Origin of the sequence: Virgibacillus salexigens (assembly GCF_014905415.1) — a bacterium.
GTDB classification, from domain to species: Bacteria; Bacillota; Bacilli; order Bacillales; family Amphibacillaceae; genus Virgibacillus; species Virgibacillus salexigens.
Genome location: NZ_BNEO01000002.1, coordinates 770,805 through 788,574, shown reverse-complemented (window position 1 = coordinate 788,574; position 17,770 = coordinate 770,805). Strand labels below are relative to the sequence as shown.

Sequence of the window (17,770 nt, the reverse complement as noted above, 5' to 3'; positions counted from 1 at the left end):
GACTGAGATGAGTGAATTAAAACAGACGCCATTGTATCCTGCTTATTCAAAGTATGGAGCAAAAACAATTGATTTCGGTGGCTGGGACCTTCCCGTTCAATTTACTGGAATTAAGCATGAACATGAAATTACTAGAACAAAAGCAGGTTTATTCGATGTGTCGCATATGGGAGAAATTATCATAAAAGGTCGTAAAAGTTTAGATTTTCTGCAAAAAATGGTTACAAACGATGTTGGTAAACTTACACCAAATCGAGCACAGTATACGTTAATGTGCTACGAAGACGGCGGTACGGTTGATGATTTTCTTATTTATATGTTGGATGAAGACGAATATCTTCTTGTTGTTAATGCTGCAAATACGGACAAAGATTATCAATGGCTCGTTGATCATAATGATTTTGAACCAACTGAACTAGTAATTCAAAATATTTCAGAATCACTTGTTCAATTGGCTATACAGGGGCCTGTGGCAGAGAGAATTCTGCAATCATTAACCGAGACGGACTTAGCAGATATACGATTTTTCCGATTCAAAGATCAAGTGTTTTTTAGGGGGATTGAACAGCCAGCACTTGTGTCTAGAACAGGCTACACAGGTGAAGATGGATTTGAAATCTACATTGATCAGAAAAATGGAATTGATTTGTGGGAGCTTATCTTACAGGAAGGAAAAGAAAGTGGTCTTGCACCGATTGGATTAGGTGCTAGAGATACATTGCGGTTCGAAGCCAATTTACCACTCTATGGTCAAGAGATTAGCAAGGATATTAGTCCAATTGAAGCTGGTTTATCTTTTGCAGTAAAAGTAAATAAACATGCTGATTTTATTGGCAAGCACGTTTTAAAACAACAGATTGAAAACGGAACGGATAGGAAGCTAGTTGGAATAGAAATAATTGATAAAGGGATTCCCCGAACAGGATATGAAATTTATCATAATGGCCAATATGCCGGCTTTGTGACTTCTGGTACACAATCACCAACGTTACAGAAAAATATTGGACTAGCATTAATAAATACAGATCTAGCTCAAGTGGGAACAGAATTAGTTGTCCAAGTAAGAAAGAGAAGCGCTGTAGCTAAAGTGGTACAGACACCATTTTATCAAAGGCAAAAATAGGGGGAGTTGCAAATGGAATTTCGTTATTTACCAATGACGGTAGAGGATAAACAAGAAATGCTTGCTAGTATCGGAATTGACAGTACAGACGCTTTATTCTCTGATATACCAAAATCGGTTCGTCTTAAGACAGAAATGCAATTAAAGAAACCAGCCAATGAAGCTGAGTTAAAAAGGGAGCTAGCAACACTAGCTTCGAAAAATGCTAATTTAAATGATTATCGTTCTTTTTTAGGTGCGGGTGTATATGATCACTTCATTCCATCCGTTGTTGATCATGTTATTTCTAGATCTGAATTTTATACAGCATATACACCGTATCAGCCGGAAATTTCACAGGGAGAATTACAGGCAATTTTTGAATTTCAAACGATGATATCAGAATTAACTGGTATGGATGTAGCCAATTCCTCGATGTATGATGGAGGCACGTCTTTAGCAGAAGCAGTTAACTTAAGCGCAGCGCAAACAAAGCGAAAGAAAATTCTTGTTTCGAAAGCTGTACATCCACAAAGTAGAGCAGTTATAGACACTTATGCAAAAGGCCCTAATCTAGAGATAGTTGAAATTGATGTACAGAATGGTAAGACCGACATGAATCAGCTTGCAAATGAATTAGATGAACAGACTGCAAGTGTGGTCGTACAATACCCTAACTTTTTCGGGCAATTAGAGTCAATGGAAGAGATTCAGGAACTACTCGTAAACCAAAAGAAAACCATGTTTATTGTTTCTAGTAATCCGTTGGCATTGGGATATTTAACGCCACCAGGGGATTTTGGTGCTGATATTGTTGTAGGTGATACACAAGTATTTGGAATTCCAGCTCAATTCGGTGGTCCACACTGCGGCTATTTTGCCACGACAAAAAAACTTATGCGGAAAGTTCCTGGCCGCCTAGTAGGGCAAACAACGGATGAGGAAGGCGTAAGAGGATTCGTGTTAACCCTTCAAGCAAGAGAACAGCACATTCGTAGAGATAAAGCGACGTCTAATATTTGCTCAAATCAAGCGTTGAATGCATTAGCTAGTTCCGTGGCAATGAGTTCATTAGGAAAGCATGGTTTAAAACAAATGGCTGCAATTAATATGAAAAAAGCACGCTATGCAAAACAAAAATTCCAAGAAGCAGGTATGGAAGTGGTTTACAATGGTTCATTTTTTAATGAGTTTGTTATTAAATTGAACAAATCAATTGCTGATTTGAATGATCAATTACTTGACATAGGTATTATAGGTGGCTACAACTTAGAGAAAGATTTTCCTGAAATGACTGGACACATGCTTGTAGCTGTCACAGAAAACCGTACAATCGAAGATATCGACCAGTTTGTTAGAGAAATGAGGGAGCTCAATGTATAACCAAGATTTTCCACTTATTTTTGAACATAGTAAACCAGGCAGAACGAGTTATAGTCTGCCAGAATTAGATGTCCCAGATATAGACTTAGATGCAGAGTTGGGGGAGCGTTATCTTCGTGAACAACCTCCCGAACTACCGGAAGTAAGCGAGTTAGATATCGTTCGTCATTACACCGGTCTATCTAATCGAAATTATGGTGTTGATTCAGGCTTTTATCCATTAGGATCTTGTACAATGAAATATAACCCTAAGTTAAATGAGGACATTGCTCGTTTGGATGGTTTTAGTCATATACATCCAGATCAACCAGAGAAGAGTGTTCAAGGTGCAATGGAAATGATGTATGACCTTCAAACAGCATTACGTGAAATTACAGGAATGGCTGAGGTTTCTTTACAATCAGCAGCTGGTGCACATGGTGAATGGACAGCATTAATGATGATCCGTGCCTTTCATGAGGCAAATGGTGATTTCCGCCGTACAAAAGTAATTGTCCCTGATTCTGCACATGGAACGAATCCAGCATCAGCAACAGTTGCAGGATTTGAGGCTGTAACAGTTAAATCTAATGACAAAGGGTTAGTAGATTTAGAAGACTTAAAACGAGTCGTAGGAGAAGATACGGCGGCGCTCATGTTAACAAATCCAAACACCCTTGGGTTATTCGAAACGGAAATCGAGGAAATGGCAAAAATCGTTCATGAAGCTGGGGGCAAACTTTATTATGATGGTGCCAATCTAAATGCGATTATGGGCTACGCTCGACCAGGCGATATGGGATTTGATGCAGTTCATTTAAATCTTCACAAAACATTTACAGGGCCTCATGGCGGTGGTGGTCCCGGTTCTGGTCCTGTAGGAGTTACGGAAGAATTAAAAGCTTTCTTACCAAAACCTTTATTAATTAAAAAAGATGGCATTTATACGTTTGATGATGATCGCCCTCAGTCTATCGGAAGAATCAAGCCTTACTATGGGAATTTTGGTATTAATTTACGGGCATACACGTATATTCGAACAATGGGTGCAGAAGGATTGAAAAAAGTAAGTGAATACGCGGTACTAAATGCTAATTATATGATGAGAAAATTAGAATCAACTTATGAACTGCCGTTTAAGCAGCATTGTAAGCATGAATTTGTGCTATCTGGCAAACAACAGAAAAAATTAGGTGTGCGGACATTAGATATTGCAAAACGTTTACTCGATTATGGCTATCATCCACCAACCATTTATTTCCCTTTAAATGTGGAAGAGGCATTAATGGTTGAACCAACGGAAACAGAATCAAAAGAAACGTTGGATGGCTTTGTAGAAACAATGCTCAGAATAGCGGATGAAGTAAAAGAGGAACCGGAATTGGTTCAAGAAGCTCCTCATCATACCATCGTGAAACGGATGGATGAAACGACTGCAGCAAGAAAACCAATTCTCAAATACGAATCAAAGTAAATCAGTAAATAATAACAGCCTGGTGGCAAATTTCTTGCTACCAGGCTGTTGGCTATATAAAAACATAATTTATTTGATCTTACCAGTCCATTTTTTGAATCCGCCTTTTAAGACATTAATATCTTTATATCCTTTTTTATTGAGGAGTTGTGCTGCACGTGCTGCACGTGATCCACTTTGACAATAAAGATACACTGGTTTATCTTTACGTAATTCAATTAATCGTTGCTTCATTTGGGTAACTGGAATGTTTCTGGCACCTAGTATGTGACCGCGTTTAAATTCTTGAGGTTCTCTTACATCAATAAGTTGCGCTTTTCGATAGCCTTCTTTAAATTGATCTTCTGTTAATGTTTTTAAATACATACGTTGTCTAAAGTATCGGAAAACACCGAAGACAACTAAAGCAACGATGAGTACTACTAAAAATTCCATGCTTTTTCCCCCGTCTATCACATTTATACATTATCTATTATAGTCGGTACACCATGATTTTTCAAAAGTTATTGCTGCAAAAGCAGTAGATAATCTTTAGTTAAACGTCTTATATTGCTTGTATCACTTACTTATTTCCTGTATCCTTTGTATTGAAACAGTTTTGCATAAGACTAAAATTTATTCTTGGAAGTGAGGAAAGCGAATGCCTACTCCTAGTATGGAAGATTACATCGAACAAATATACAACTTAATGGAAGCGAAAGGATATGCAAGAGTTTCGGACATAGCAGAAGCACTTGAGGTTCATCCTTCTTCCGTAACAAAAATGGTACAAAAATTAGATCGAGACGATTACTTAAATTATGAAAAATATAGAGGATTCATTTTAACAGCAAAGGGTAAAAAAGTTGGTGAACGTTTAGTATTTCGTCATGAATTATTAGAAGAATTTCTAGAAATTATCGGTGTAGATAATGAAAATATTTATGTAGATGTCGAAGGAATTGAACATCACCTTAGTTGGAATTCTATTGATCGAATCGGTGATGTTGTTAACTATTTTAAAGCAGATGGTTCACGCGTAGAGGAATTGAAAAAAATGCATCAAGAAGCAGAACAGTAACGTTTATTATAAATCATGTTCTAAATGCTCCTTTCTTTGCTTACAAATATAAGAGAAACTTCCTTATCCAGTATATGCTGTATATGCTGGTTTGGAAGGAACAAGCGATAGAGGGGAAAGCATATGAAAATTGATGGTGTTTTTTCTGGTGGTGGGGTAAAAGCTTATGCTTTTATCGGCGCTCTACAACAAATCGAGCATGCAGGTTTATCGTTTGAACGTGTTGCAGGTACATCAGCAGGTGCTATTATCGCTTCGTTATTAGCCGCAGGGTACGATCATCAGGAAATAGAAATACTATTAGATGAATTAGACCTCAAGAAATTATTGGATCCGCCTGCATTAACAAAAATGTTTCCTTTTACGAAATGGTTGTTTTTATATTTTCAGTTAGGTATTCATAAAGGGAATCAACTGGAGAAATGGATCTACCGAAAGCTTGCAACGAAAGGTATATATACATTTAAAGATATTGATCCCAGTTACTTAAAGGTAGTTGCGAGTGACATTTCTTTAGGAAAACTTGTTGTAATACCAGATGATTTGGAACGTATTTACGGGATTAATTCAGCTTATTTCTCAGTAGCAAAGGCAGTTCGAATGAGCGCTGGATTTCCTTATTTTTTTATGCCCAAAAAAATGATAAGCAAGAATCGCAAAAAAAGTTTTATCGTAGATGGAGGGCTGTTAAGTAATTTCCCATTATGGGTGTTTGAAGATAGACACGGAAGAAAGAAAAGACCTATTTTAGGTGTAAAATTGAGTACTTCAGCAATTGATAAATTGGAACCAAGAAAAATATCCAATGCAATTGATATGCTACATGCGTTATTTGCAACAATGAAGGAAGCTCATGATGCAAGGTACATATCTAAATCACAGAGTAATAATATCATTTTCATTCCAGTTGAAAGTGTAACAAGTACGAATTTTTATATTAGTGAACAAGTAAAAGACTCCCTTATTCATGAAGGCTATGAAAGTGCAAAAGCTTTTTTACCCCATTGGCCGAAATAGTTACATATGAATGTAAAGAAAGGATCAAGCTTTAAAAAGAAGCTCGATCCTTTCTTTTATGTTTATTTCCATCAATAACACGTAAATGGGCAGCCTTTTTATTTCGTTTTCTTTTTGGAGAGGATGGTTGTTGTACTTTTGGCGTAGTTGTTGTATTTTTTCCTGGTTGTACTTGATGGTATTTAGCTTTTGATTGTTTAACAGCTTGTTTATATTTTTTCATTTCATTGGGAGATGTTCGTTTTCTTATAAATACAAAATAAAAGACAGCGAATATGGCAATACCAACTCCGATTGAAACGAAAAGGCTACTAAAGAAATTTGCTGTATTTGTAAACAATTGTGAGATTAGTCCAACTGCGGCTAAGCAAAGGATAATTAAAACAGGTATAGAGATCGATTTTCTAGTCATCACATATGTCCTCCTTCATCATTCACATTATACCCACCTATTATGTGTATACCACTCTGTAAAAATTTATATCAGGCTTTTACAAAAGATTTTCAAAGAATGCATATTACGCTTTTTTTAAGCTAGCTTAATATAAATTCTTTCCTGTTTTCTCAAAATTATTCCAATCGGAAAGTCTTTTCTTACATTTTACTGGAAATCAACTTAGATAACTAGATCAAATCAAGTGAAAATAATATTTATATCCGTGAACTATTCAGTTAGAACGCTGTAATAGTAGTATTGTCCTGATTATTAAACTTTATAGGATTGGTTGTAAGTCATATGGTCATAATAATAATTAGAGGTGGTTAGAATGAAACAGCAAAATCAACAACTTGAACAGAACAAACATGAAAATCCAATGACAATCCTGTCAAGATCATTACTTACAGGTTTTATTGGAGGCATTATATGGAGCATATTCGCTACAATTCTATACTATTTTAATTTTACGGAAGTTGCTCCGAAATCGTTTATATTAAGTTCATGGTTTCATGCCGAATGGATAGATACATGGCTGGGTACGGTGATTACCATTATAGCAATCGGCTTACTTTCTTTAGTAACCGCACTTGTTTATTATGGATTATTAAAAAAAGTCAATTCCATCTGGATGGGGGTTGTCTTTGGTATCGTTCTTTGGATCATTATATTTTATATTATGAATCCAATATTCTCTACTGTTCCACAAGTAGCTGATTTGGACATGGATACCATTGTAACAACTTTATGCGTATTTATTCTATATGGAACCTTTATCGGATATTCCATTTCCTATGATTATCATGATCTGCAAAGAGCGAAAGAGGATAGTAAAAACGCGAAAGCATAATGACCTACTTCGTTTAGCTTATGTTATTCAAACGTGCAGGTTTATGATAAACTGAATACAGTCTGCGTTTTAGATAAATGAAGTGAGAATAACAGGGAAGGGATGAGGTCATGGAAAAGCTTACTAAATTGCGAAATGCATTGGAAAGTAATCATGTTGATGGCATTTTAATAACAAGTGCAATTAATAGACGTTATATTACTGGATTTACTGGTACGGCAGGGGTTGTAATTATTAGCAGCTCTGATGCAAGATTCGTTACTGATTTTCGATACACAGAACAAGCAAGTGAACAAGCTAAAGGTTTTCAGGTAGTTGAACATAAACAAGGCATTGATCTCGAAATTCAAGATCAATTGCAGGAAATGGGAATTACACGTCTTGGATTCGAGAAAGATCACGTCACGTACCGGCAATATGAGCAATTTAAAAGCGTTTTTGATGCAGAGTTAGTACCTGTTAGCGGAATAGTTGAGTCGCTACGTCTAATTAAAACAAGTGATGAATTAGATATAATGAAGAAAGCGGCAAAAATTGCGGATGATGCATTTGACCATATTCAACATTATATTAAACCAGGGGTAAGTGAAATTGACATCTCTAATGAGTTGGAATTTTTTATGCGTAAACAAGGTGCTACTTCCTCTAGTTTTGATATAATTGTAGCTTCTGGTGAACGCTCGGCTTTACCACATGGGGTTGCCTCGGATAAGAAAATCCAGACAGGAGAATTAGTTACTTTGGATTACGGTGCTTTATATCAAGGTTATTGTTCAGATACAACTCGAACAGTAGCGGTTGGTGAAATAAGTGAAGAATTAACCAAAATCTATAATACCGTTCTTGAAGCCCAGTTACGAGGTGTAAACTACATTAAACCAGGTGTAATAGGAAAAGAAGTGGATGCTGTTACGAGAGATTATATTAAAGAGAACGGTTACGGCGACTATTTCGGTCATTCAACTGGTCATGGGCTAGGGCTTGAAGTTCATGAAGGACCTGCACTCTCATTTCGAAATGATCAAAATTTAGAAGCCGGTATGGTCGTTACAGTTGAACCAGGTATCTATGTTCCCGCTGTAGGAGGCTGTCGTATTGAGGATGATATCGTTGTGACGGAAACTGGAAGCGAGCGGTTAACACATTCACCAAAAGAGTTAATTTATTTGTAATGGGAGGAATAGGAATTGATTTCGGTAAATGATTTTAAGACAGGACTAACGATAGAAGTAGACAATGGAATTTGGCAAGTAATTGAGTTTCAACATGTGAAACCGGGAAAAGGAGCTGCATTCGTACGTTCTAAGTTACGCAATTTACGTAATGGAAGTATTCAAGAAAAGACATTCCGTGCTGGGGAAAAAGTTAGCAAAGCCCATATAGAAACAAGAAAAATGCAATACTTGTATGCATCTGGAGATTCACATGCTTTTATGGATACAAATACGTACGAACAAATTGAGCTTACTTCGAGTCAGATCGAAGAAGAACTGAAGTATATAAAAGAGAATATGGAAGTATCTGTTATTACCTATGAAGGTGAAATCTTAGGAGTAGAGCTTCCGAATAACGTCGAATTGGAAGTTACTGAAACTGAACCAGGGATTAAAGGGGATACTGCAAGTGGTGGTTCTAAACCAGCAACCCTTGAAACAGGGCATATCGTACAAGTTCCATTCTTCATTAATCAGGGTGATGTATTAGTAATTAATACTTCTGATGGAAAATATGTATCAAGAGCATAATGATAGAATTTCAATCAAATTGTTAAAGCTGTCGGGTATTACTCGACAGCTTTTTGTTTATCTGCAGAAATATCGGCGGACTGCTTCTATCATCATTTTTTTCTTTCCACATCGTACTAGAAAGGCTTCTTCCACGTTTCATTAGCCCCTTGTTGAACTCCCTTTTGAAGTTAGACTTCCATTTCTCCATTAGGCGTAAACCCCTCTTGAGTCTTCTTCTGTCTCAACTATACATTCTTGTTCTTGTTCCATTTTTAATTGCTTGTGCATTCCAAAAATACAGAGAATAGTCAATTAATTAACTGCTTTCTATTAATAATAGTAGGTTATTAATAAATGCTTCGTAATAGCTAGTGTAAATAGGTCATAATTTGTCCAAGCGAGCATACATTGACTAGTAAGTGATATAAAAAGTGAGGAAAATTTATGGAGGAAATAATTAGACTCTTCCCAGAAGGAATACAACATGAACTAAATAGTAGAATTGGGAATAGATGGGATCAGCTACAAGAAATCCGCTTACGACTAAATAGGCCCTTGGAATTAATCTTTCATACCAAACAAGAGTGGCTCAATCAAGCTTTACCAAACAAGCTTGATTTTGTACACATTATTAACCAACTTAGTGAATATTCTTTATATCGTATGGAAGAAGAGCTTAGAGAAGGATATATGACAATTGAAGGTGGACATCGTGTCGGTTTAGCAGGAAAAGTAAATACATTAAATGGTGCTGTTAAAGCAATTCAATTCATCACTTTTTTGAATATACGTATTGCTAAGGAAAAAATTGGTGTTGCAACTAAAATTATGCCTTATCTCTATCACCAAGGGTATCTGAATACACTCATCGTAGGTGCACCACAAACCGGAAAAACAACGCTTATTCGAGACATCGCAAGAATTATTTCCACAGGTTGGAAGAACGTCCCTGCTAAAAAAGTAGGTGTTATCGATGAACGATCTGAAATCGCTGCATCGATTAAAGGAGTACCTCAACATGATTTAGGGTTAAGAACAGACGTTATGGATGCATGTCCTAAAGCCGAAGGAATGATGATGATGATACGGTCGATGTCACCGGAAATACTTATTGTTGATGAAATCGGCGGTAAGAAGGATGTGGATGCGTTATTGGAAGCTTTAAACGCTGGTGTGGTTGTTGTATGTAGCGTACATGGACAAACACTAGAAGAACTAAAAAAGCGTCCTACGATACAAGCACTTATAAATCAAAGAATCTTTCATCGTTATCTTATTTTAGACAGCACATTATCGTTGGGACGTTTTCGAGGGATACACGATGCAGAGGGAAAACGAATGTCATAACAATACAATGGAGGTTTGATCCAATGCAATGGGTTGGTGCACTTTTGTTTATTTGTACAACGACGTGGATTGGATTTGAATGGAGTAATCGTTTAGCAAATCGCCCAAAGCATATTCGCCAGGTGAAAAATGCTTTACAGATTCTTGAAGCTGAAATGATGTATAGTCAATTGCCATTACAAGATGCTTTTCACACGATTAAAAATCAAACCCCGTTTCCAATACATGCTTTCTTCGATCGGTTGTATAAAAATATGAATCAGGAAAGTAAAGATTTTGGTATTGTTTGGCAGAATAGTTTAGATGAGCTGATGGATATTTCTTGTTTAGGAAATAACGAAAAAGAGATCTTACTCCAATTTGGACAAACGTTAGGGCAACATGATTTTCTTCAACAACAAAAGCATATCCAATTAGCTGCAAGTCATTTGGATCGAGAATTAGAAGACGCCAGCGAACAGTATCAGAAATATGGCAAGATGACAAAGAGTTTAGGGGTATTATGTGGATTATTTATTGTATTGCTGCTTCTATAGGGGAAAGGAGTTAACCCGATGTTTACAGATGCTACTATCTTGTTTCAAATAGCCGGTATAGGAATTATTGTAGCCTTAATTCATACGATTTTAAAACAAATGGGTAAAGAAGAAATTGCTCAATTTGCCACCTTAATTGGATTTATTATCGTGCTCGTACTCGTTATAGATGGTTTATCCGATTTATTTCAGCAAATCAAATCTGTATTTCTCTATCAAGGGTAATGCTATATGGATATTTTACAAATAGTAACATTGGGCCTTGTAGCTAGTTTGCTATTTATCATCTTAAAAGATGTAAATAGTACCTTTGCTTTTTTTGTAATTGTTATAACAGGCATCATTATTTTTATTTCTATTATCCAACAAATTGGCAGTATTTTTCAATTAATTCAAACACTAGGTGCTAAGGCTCAAGTAGATGGCATGTATTTGGAAACCATTCTAAAGATCATTGGGATTGCATATATTGCTGAGCTGGGTGCAAGTATTACGAAAGATGCGGGATTAGCATCCGTAGCATCTAAGATAGAGCTTGCAGGTAAAATATTTATTTTATTATTAGCGGTTCCAATTATTACAGCTGTTATTGAGGCAATTTTACGATTCTTACCTGCCACGTAAATTTCCAGAAAGGAGTAAATATTAGGAATGAAATCAACTAAAAAAATGGTATTCCTGTTATTCACTTTTTTCTTTTTCTTTCTGGGACAAGCATCGATTTCAGCAAGTACGGACGTTCCTGAAATACAAGATAGTATGCTCAAAGAGATCTCGTTGGAAGGTGTACAAAAATATTGGGGGGAACTGGTTCAAGAATACGGTGGTTATCTGCCTGAACTTGAAAAAACAAGTGTTTATGAATTCATTAAAGATCAAGGTTCTATCTCCTTAAAGAATATTCTAATTGGATTTGTAGAATTTTTATTTCATGAATTAATTCTAAATGGAAAATTGCTAGGCTCTTTGTTTATGTTAACTCTGTTTTCCATTATGCTACAAACCATGCATAATGCTTTTGAAAAGAGCACTGTAAGCAAGATTGCTTATTTTGTTGTTTATATCGTGTTAATTTTTTTAGCATTAAATAGCTTTTATTCAGCAGTTACATATGCGAAAGATGCGATTGATAGTATGAGTAGTTTTATGATCGCTCTGTTGCCACTGGTACTTGGTCTTATGGCATCATTTGGTAATGTCGTAGCTGTTTCTTTTTTTCATCCAATTATTATCTTTCTTATTCATGCTTGTGGTTTAATTATTTCTTCCTTCGTTTTACCCTTACTATTCTTATCTGCTTTATTAGTCATTGTTAGTAGCTTAAATGAAAATTATAAGGTTACACATCTTGCTAATCTATTCAAAACGGTTGGTTTAGGCACATTGGGTGTATTTTTAACGATTTTTTTAAGTGTGATGTCGGTTCAAGGTGCAGCCAGTGCAATTCAAGATGGCGTAGCAATGAAAACAGCAAAATTCATTACAGGAAATTTCATCCCTGTTGTCGGTCGAACATTTACGGATGCTGCGGATACAATACTTAGTGCTTCCTTATTATTAAAAAATGCAATTGGAATTGTAGGCGTACTCATTATCTTATTCATTGCACTATTCCCGGCATTAAAGATATTTGCTATTGCCATTATCTACAAATTGGCCGCCGCCGTCCTACAGCCAATTGGCGATGGCCCTGTGATAACGACACTAAATACCATTAGTAAATATATCGTATTTATTCTAGCCTGTCTTTTGGCAGTTTCGTTTATGTTCTTTTTAGCAATCGTTATTATAATTGTAGCAAGTAATCTTACTTTGCTATTACGATAGGGTGATAAGTATGGAAATGTTAATTGATTGGGTTACACAAATTATCTTGTTTTTACTCTTAGCAGCAATCATAGATTTAATTATTCCATCAGGATCAATGAAAAAATATATCAAATTGGTAGTAGGTTTAATTCTTATACTCATTTTATTAAAACCAATTTTTTTCCTATTTAATATTGATATTAAAAGTGCCTTGGAAGCTTCTATAGACAGGGTTGAGGAAGGCAGGATAGAAGAAGAATCAATGGAAAATTTAATTGAATCTCAAAAAAATGAAATAGATGGCACACAAGATGCATATATTTTAGAACAAATGGCTGTCCAACTAAATGATTTAGCAGAACAACCACTTCAAGAGGAATTTCAAACAGAGATAAGAGATATACAGTTTTTGTTTGCTAATGAACAGGAGATGACATTTGAAAATTTGGATGAAGTCATTGTTTATTTACGAGAATCAAATGATGGGGAGGGAGCAGTGAGTATAGTTGATGATGTTGTAATTAATACGGACAACCCTGATACGGCAAAAGAAAATGAGCAGAATGAAGAGATAAAAGCATTGCTTAAGGATGTATGGGAGCTCGAAGATAAAAAACTTACACTGCAATGGGAGGGAGGGGCATCTTGAAAGAAAAATTAGAAAAACTTTTCCAAAAGGCAGATGGCAGTAAGAAACCACCTAAAAAACTAGGATATATCGTTATTTTAGGATTGGTAAGTATAATGTTACTTATTGTAGGAAATATCTTTTCTTCATCCCCAGAGTCAATGGATGAACAGCAACCAATAGAACAAACACCTACCGAACAACCAGCTCAAGAAACAGCATCCAATAAAACGAATACAACTTCTAATATGGAGGAACTAGAATCCATTTACACCAAAGATTTACAAGAGTTATTAAACAAAATTAAAGGCGTTTCTGACGCAGAAGTAATGGTCAATCTAGAATCTACAAATATAAAAGTTTATGAGAAAAATCTAGTAAAAGGGCAACAAACAACGAAAGAAACAGATAAAAATGGTGGCACCAGAGAGGTAGAGGATTCAACAGAAGAAGCGCAAACAGTATTGGTTAGACAAGGTGAAAAAGAGGTACCATTGCTTATTCAGACAAAGAAACCAGAAGTAAGGGGTGTATTTATCGTAGCAAAAGGAGCTGATCATGCAACTGTAAAAAAATGGATAGTTGAAGCTGTTTCAAGAGTATTAGATGTTCCTACGCATAGAGTATCTGTAATGCAGAAGAATTAAAGGGAGGAATGATTTTATGTTAAAAAAGCAAACAGTTTGGTTATTAACGATGTTAAGTTTAATGATTGTATTAAGTGTTTATTATATGACTTCTCCAGACAATGAAGATCTCGCTTATATTAATGAAGGGCAAGGAAATGGTAATGAAGCGGTACCAACAGATTCAGATACAACCGATTCAGATGGTAATGCAGAAGTAGACGATATTTCGAATGTTGGACAAGATCAGCTATTTACTACAATTCGAATGGAATTACAAGATGAACGAGACATGGAAAAAGAAAGACTCACAGATATTGTAGCGTCTAGTTCATCAACGCCTGCAGAAAAAGACAAAGCTTTAGAAGCAATCGATAGTATTGAAGACCGTTCATCGAAAGAAAAAATATTAGAAGAATCCATTATTGCTTCTGCGAATTATGAAGACGTGTTAGTCCGTTCAGAAGAAGATAGTGTGACGGTACAAGTTAAAGTAGAAGAGAGCTTACCTAAGTCAGACGCTGTTTCTATTATACAAATGGTTAAAGATGAATTAGGAGATAAGAAAGTTAATGTATCCTATGTTCCTTCTGAAACGCAAGCTGAAACTGAAAACAATGAAACGGAAGGCAGCGAAACTGAAAATACAGAAACCGAAAGCAATCAATAATTATTATTTGACGATCCGGGAACTTGAGTTACCCGGATTTTTCATTTACATTGATTGTTCAAACATTCGCTTTCCACTAGTAACATTGGTATAATAAAACGGAAATCTATGAATACGGTGCATGACCTCTTCATAATAAATCTTGAAGTTTGTTATGTATTTATCGTAGAATATTAAGAGGAGTTATTAGTACCTAATAACAAGTTTAACGATGAAGGGGTGCCAAACAATCATGAATGTAAATGAAATACAAGAAATTATAAAACTGATTGACAAATCGACCATTGAAGAATTCACGTACGAATCACATGGAACTTCAGTGTCACTGAAGAAAACAAGTACAACGAAAAAACTACAAGATGCTCCCGCTTTACCGGCTTCACTCTCTCCTGAGCCAGCTGAAGCTGCAACACCAGCAGAGCGCCAAGTTGTGGAACGTAAGGTAGAAGAGCCTGTGAAAGAGGATCCTAGTAGTAAGCCTGCATATGATCATGAAATTGTATCGCCAATGGTAGGAACATTTTATACTGCACCATCCCCTGAAAAAGATGATTTTGTAAAATTGGGAAGTAAAGTGGACAAATCATCGGTTGTTTGTATAGTTGAGGCGATGAAATTATTTAATGAAATCGAAGCCGAAGTTTCAGGAGAAATTGTAGAAATCCTAGTTGAAAATGGTGAGCTTGTTGAATATGGCCAGCCATTATTCCGGGTAAACACAAAGTAAGGGGATGTAAAGAGTGATTAAAAAACTGTTGATTGCTAACAGAGGAGAAATAGCAGTTCGGATTATTCGAGCATGTAAAGAGTTAGACATCGAAACCGTAGCTGTATATTCCCAAGCAGATAGTGAAGCACTACATGTACAAATGGCCGATGAAGCTTATTGTATTGGTCCAACACAGAGTAAAGACAGCTATCTTAACTTTACAAATATCATGAGTGTAGCAATATTAACCGAAGTCGATGCGATTCATCCTGGTTATGGCTTTTTGGCAGAGAATGCTGATTTTGCGGAGATTTGCCGTGCATGCAATATTACTTTTGTCGGCCCTACCCCTGAAGCAATACAAAAGATGGGGATTAAGGATGTTGCGAGAAAAACAATGGACGAAGCGAATGTTCCAATTGTTCCGGGCTCAAAAGGAATTATTGAAAATGAAGACGAAGCAATTTCGATAGCAGAAGAAATAGGTTATCCAGTTATTATAAAAGCTACTGCTGGTGGTGGTGGTAAAGGAATTCGAGTTGCTCGCTCAGAAGAAGAGTTGCTTAAAGGGATTGAACTAACCCAAAAAGAAGCAGAAACATCTTTTGGTAATGCTGGTGTATACCTCGAAAAATATATAGAAGATTTTCGACATGTTGAGATTCAAATATTGGCTGACAGACATGGAAATGTCGTTCATTTAGGAGAACGTGATTGCAGTATTCAACGAAGGTTGCAAAAGTTGATTGAAGAATCTCCATCTCCTGCATTAACACCAGAACTTAGAGCGAAAATGGGAGAGGCTTCTGTGAAAGCTGCTAAAGCAGTTGGATATGAAGGTGCAGGAACAATTGAATACATTTTTGATCGTACAAGTAATTCCTTTTATTTTATGGAAATGAATACCCGAATTCAAGTAGAACATCCAGTAACAGAAATGGTAACTGGGTTGGATCTAATTAAAGAGCAGATTAATGTGGCGAATAATGAAGAGCTGTCTATTAAACAATCCGATATTACGCTGGAAGGTTGGGCGATTGAGTGTAGAATAAATGCTGAGAATCCATTTAAAAACTTTATGCCTTCTGCCGGAACTATTGACATGTACTTACCACCAGGAGGACTTGGGGTAAGGGTGGATTCAGCGGTATACTCTGATTATCGGATACCACCTTTTTATGATTCAATGGTGGCCAAATTAATTACGTATGGTAATACCCGTGAAGAAGCAATTAAGCGCATGAAACGGTCATTAGATGAATTTATTGTGGAAGGTGTTCATACAACCATTCCTTTCCATCGGTTAATCATGGAGAATAAAGTATTTATTAATGGTGATTTCAATACCAAATTTCTTGAAGAAAATCCCATCGTACAAGACAAAACGGAATAGAATCGATTATAAATAAAGGAGTGAGCACATGAGTGAACAACCTCTACTGAACGTTAGTGAAGATAATCTAGGTAAAGTAGAAATAGCGCCTGAAGTAATCGAAGTTATTGCTGGAATAGCTGCGACAGAAGTTGATGGTCTCTACGCAATGCGTGGGAATTTCGCGTCCGGCGTAGCAGAACGATTTGGAAAGAAAGCGCATAGTAAAGGGGTAAAGGTTGAATTAACAGAAAGCGGAATAAGTATCGATCTTTTTGTTATCTTGAACTTTGGAGTATCTATCCCCCAAGTAGCTCAATTGCTTCAATCCAATATCAGACAAACATTAAAGAATATGACTGCTTTAGATATTGATGAAATCAATGTTCATGTTGTCGGGATCCAAATGGAAGAAGGCTCCGATGAAATAGAAGCTTAATTCAAGAGGTCAAGCGGATTTATATCCGATTGGCCTCTTATTCATTTAGATACCTAGCCCTCCACAACAAATGTATGTTGCACATTGCCTTGGATTTGTTTGGTTCGGAGCAGGTATCAATAAGCTGAAATCCTTTTTTATATATGATACATTTGCTGATTGTAGCGTTGGGTTAATAATCGTGTTATTATTTGTAGAAGATACGTTAAAAGGAGTTACCAATAATGAACAGACACACGGCAAGAGAAAAGGCATTACAGATATTGTTCCAATTAGATATTAATGATAATCAACCAATCGAAGCAATGAATCATTTTTTAGAAAACGAGACAAAAGATGCTTTTTTAACCATTCTCGTGGAAGGGGTAGCAAAGTATAAAGTTGAGATAGACGATTTAATATCTGAGAAGCTTGAAAATTGGACAATTGACCGAATTGCCTCTGTTGAGAAGACAATTTTACGAATTGCTATCTTCGAACTAAATTATTTAGAAGATATTCCAACGAATGTTTCAATAAACGAAGCAATTGAATTAGGGAATACATATGGTGATGATAATTCAGGCAAATTTATCAATGGTGTACTATCTAAATTTGTAAATTAAT

The 17,770-nt window shown here is 36.0% G+C and carries 22 protein-coding genes; 20 read left to right on the top strand and 2 right to left on the bottom strand.

Annotated features, from left to right (window positions below; all coding sequences use genetic code 11):
* The first annotated feature begins 7 nt into the window (after positions 1–7).
* From gcvT to gcvPB, 3 genes are read left to right on the top strand one after another with little or no spacing between them, the layout of a single operon-like run.
* Positions 8–1,123 (top strand): glycine cleavage system aminomethyltransferase GcvT, encoded by a 1,116-nt coding sequence (gene gcvT, locus JKP73_RS11735; protein ID WP_038243779.1) that lies wholly within the window; start codon positions 8–10, stop codon positions 1,121–1,123.
* Between the two features lie 12 nt (positions 1,124–1,135).
* A complete protein-coding gene (gcvPA, locus tag JKP73_RS11730; protein WP_038243781.1) occupies positions 1,136–2,485 on the top strand; it encodes an aminomethyl-transferring glycine dehydrogenase subunit GcvPA in 1,350 nt (449 codons plus the stop codon).
* On the top strand, positions 2,478–3,938 hold the full coding sequence (gene gcvPB / locus JKP73_RS11725) for an aminomethyl-transferring glycine dehydrogenase subunit GcvPB (RefSeq protein ID WP_188942033.1): 1,461 nt from the start codon (positions 2,478–2,480) through the stop codon (positions 3,936–3,938). Before gcvPA ends, gcvPB begins: the two co-directional genes overlap by 8 nt.
* A gap of 69 nt (positions 3,939–4,007) precedes the next feature.
* On the opposite strand, the gene JKP73_RS11720 is transcribed toward gcvPB, so the two are convergent.
* Positions 4,008–4,373 (bottom strand): rhodanese-like domain-containing protein, encoded by a 366-nt coding sequence (locus tag JKP73_RS11720; protein WP_021291141.1) that lies wholly within the window; start codon positions 4,371–4,373, stop codon positions 4,008–4,010.
* 205 nt (positions 4,374–4,578) lie between these two features.
* Here JKP73_RS11720 and mntR point away from each other — a divergent pair, with 205 nt between their 5' ends.
* Together mntR and JKP73_RS11710 are read left to right on the top strand one after the other, a co-directional pair.
* The gene (gene mntR, locus JKP73_RS11715) at positions 4,579–4,998 is read left to right on the top strand and encodes a transcriptional regulator MntR (RefSeq protein ID WP_021291142.1); all 420 of its coding nucleotides are present in this window, start codon (positions 4,579–4,581) and stop codon (positions 4,996–4,998) included.
* Positions 4,999–5,121: 123 nt separating this feature from the next.
* On the top strand, positions 5,122–6,015 hold the full coding sequence (locus JKP73_RS11710; protein ID WP_038243787.1) for a patatin-like phospholipase family protein: 894 nt from the start codon (positions 5,122–5,124) through the stop codon (positions 6,013–6,015).
* A gap of 31 nt (positions 6,016–6,046) precedes the next feature.
* On the opposite strand, the gene JKP73_RS11705 is transcribed toward JKP73_RS11710, so the two are convergent.
* Entirely contained in the window at positions 6,047–6,427 is a 381-nt protein-coding gene (locus JKP73_RS11705) for an SA1362 family protein (protein ID WP_038243799.1), read from the bottom strand.
* A gap of 355 nt (positions 6,428–6,782) precedes the next feature.
* Here JKP73_RS11705 and JKP73_RS11700 point away from each other — a divergent pair, with 355 nt between their 5' ends.
* The 15 genes from JKP73_RS11700 to nusB all read left to right on the top strand — a co-directional run bounded on the left by JKP73_RS11700 (position 6,783) and on the right by nusB (position 17,769).
* Positions 6,783–7,301, top strand: coding sequence for a YqhR family membrane protein (locus tag JKP73_RS11700; RefSeq protein ID WP_200411262.1), 519 nt, complete (start codon positions 6,783–6,785; stop codon positions 7,299–7,301).
* Between the two features lie 110 nt (positions 7,302–7,411).
* Positions 7,412–8,473, top strand: coding sequence for a M24 family metallopeptidase (locus tag JKP73_RS11695; RefSeq protein ID WP_200411261.1), 1,062 nt, complete (start codon positions 7,412–7,414; stop codon positions 8,471–8,473).
* A 15-nt stretch (positions 8,474–8,488) separates the two neighbouring features.
* Positions 8,489–9,046: an elongation factor P gene (gene efp / locus JKP73_RS11690; protein WP_021291147.1), complete on the top strand. Its 558-nt coding sequence runs from the start codon at positions 8,489–8,491 to the stop codon at positions 9,044–9,046.
* A 426-nt stretch (positions 9,047–9,472) separates the two neighbouring features.
* The gene (spoIIIAA, locus tag JKP73_RS11685; protein ID WP_200411260.1) at positions 9,473–10,375 is read left to right on the top strand and encodes a stage III sporulation protein AA; all 903 of its coding nucleotides are present in this window, start codon (positions 9,473–9,475) and stop codon (positions 10,373–10,375) included.
* Positions 10,376–10,398: 23 nt separating this feature from the next.
* Complete coding sequence (gene spoIIIAB / locus JKP73_RS11680; RefSeq protein WP_021291149.1) at positions 10,399–10,911, top strand: stage III sporulation protein SpoIIIAB; 513 nt, start codon at positions 10,399–10,401, stop codon at positions 10,909–10,911.
* An 18-nt stretch (positions 10,912–10,929) separates the two neighbouring features.
* Positions 10,930–11,136: a stage III sporulation protein AC gene (gene spoIIIAC / locus JKP73_RS11675; protein WP_021291150.1), complete on the top strand. Its 207-nt coding sequence runs from the start codon at positions 10,930–10,932 to the stop codon at positions 11,134–11,136.
* A 6-nt stretch (positions 11,137–11,142) separates the two neighbouring features.
* Positions 11,143–11,535 carry a stage III sporulation protein AD gene (gene spoIIIAD / locus JKP73_RS11670; protein ID WP_021291151.1) on the top strand — a complete coding sequence of 131 codons (393 nt, stop codon included), beginning with the start codon at positions 11,143–11,145 and terminating at the stop codon, positions 11,533–11,535.
* 27 nt (positions 11,536–11,562) lie between these two features.
* Positions 11,563–12,738 carry a stage III sporulation protein AE gene (gene spoIIIAE, locus JKP73_RS11665; protein WP_021291152.1) on the top strand — a complete coding sequence of 392 codons (1,176 nt, stop codon included), beginning with the start codon at positions 11,563–11,565 and terminating at the stop codon, positions 12,736–12,738.
* Between the two features lie 10 nt (positions 12,739–12,748).
* Positions 12,749–13,369, top strand: coding sequence for a stage III sporulation protein AF (gene spoIIIAF, locus JKP73_RS11660; protein WP_021291153.1), 621 nt, complete (start codon positions 12,749–12,751; stop codon positions 13,367–13,369).
* A complete protein-coding gene (spoIIIAG, locus tag JKP73_RS11655; protein ID WP_234447106.1) occupies positions 13,366–13,995 on the top strand; it encodes a stage III sporulation protein AG in 630 nt (209 codons plus the stop codon). The genes spoIIIAF and spoIIIAG overlap by 4 nt, the downstream gene beginning before the upstream one ends.
* Positions 13,996–14,011: 16 nt before the next feature.
* A complete protein-coding gene (locus tag JKP73_RS11650; protein ID WP_074436652.1) occupies positions 14,012–14,644 on the top strand; it encodes a SpoIIIAH-like family protein in 633 nt (210 codons plus the stop codon).
* 229 nt (positions 14,645–14,873) lie between these two features.
* The gene (gene accB / locus JKP73_RS11645) at positions 14,874–15,371 is read left to right on the top strand and encodes an acetyl-CoA carboxylase biotin carboxyl carrier protein (protein WP_038245136.1); all 498 of its coding nucleotides are present in this window, start codon (positions 14,874–14,876) and stop codon (positions 15,369–15,371) included.
* A 13-nt stretch (positions 15,372–15,384) separates the two neighbouring features.
* A complete protein-coding gene (gene accC / locus JKP73_RS11640) occupies positions 15,385–16,746 on the top strand; it encodes an acetyl-CoA carboxylase biotin carboxylase subunit (RefSeq protein ID WP_021291157.1) in 1,362 nt (453 codons plus the stop codon).
* A 28-nt stretch (positions 16,747–16,774) separates the two neighbouring features.
* The gene (locus tag JKP73_RS11635) at positions 16,775–17,164 is read left to right on the top strand and encodes an Asp23/Gls24 family envelope stress response protein (protein WP_021291158.1); all 390 of its coding nucleotides are present in this window, start codon (positions 16,775–16,777) and stop codon (positions 17,162–17,164) included.
* A 224-nt stretch (positions 17,165–17,388) separates the two neighbouring features.
* Complete coding sequence (nusB, locus tag JKP73_RS11630) at positions 17,389–17,769, top strand: transcription antitermination factor NusB (RefSeq protein ID WP_021291159.1); 381 nt, start codon at positions 17,389–17,391, stop codon at positions 17,767–17,769.
* Position 17,770 lies beyond the last annotated feature (1 nt).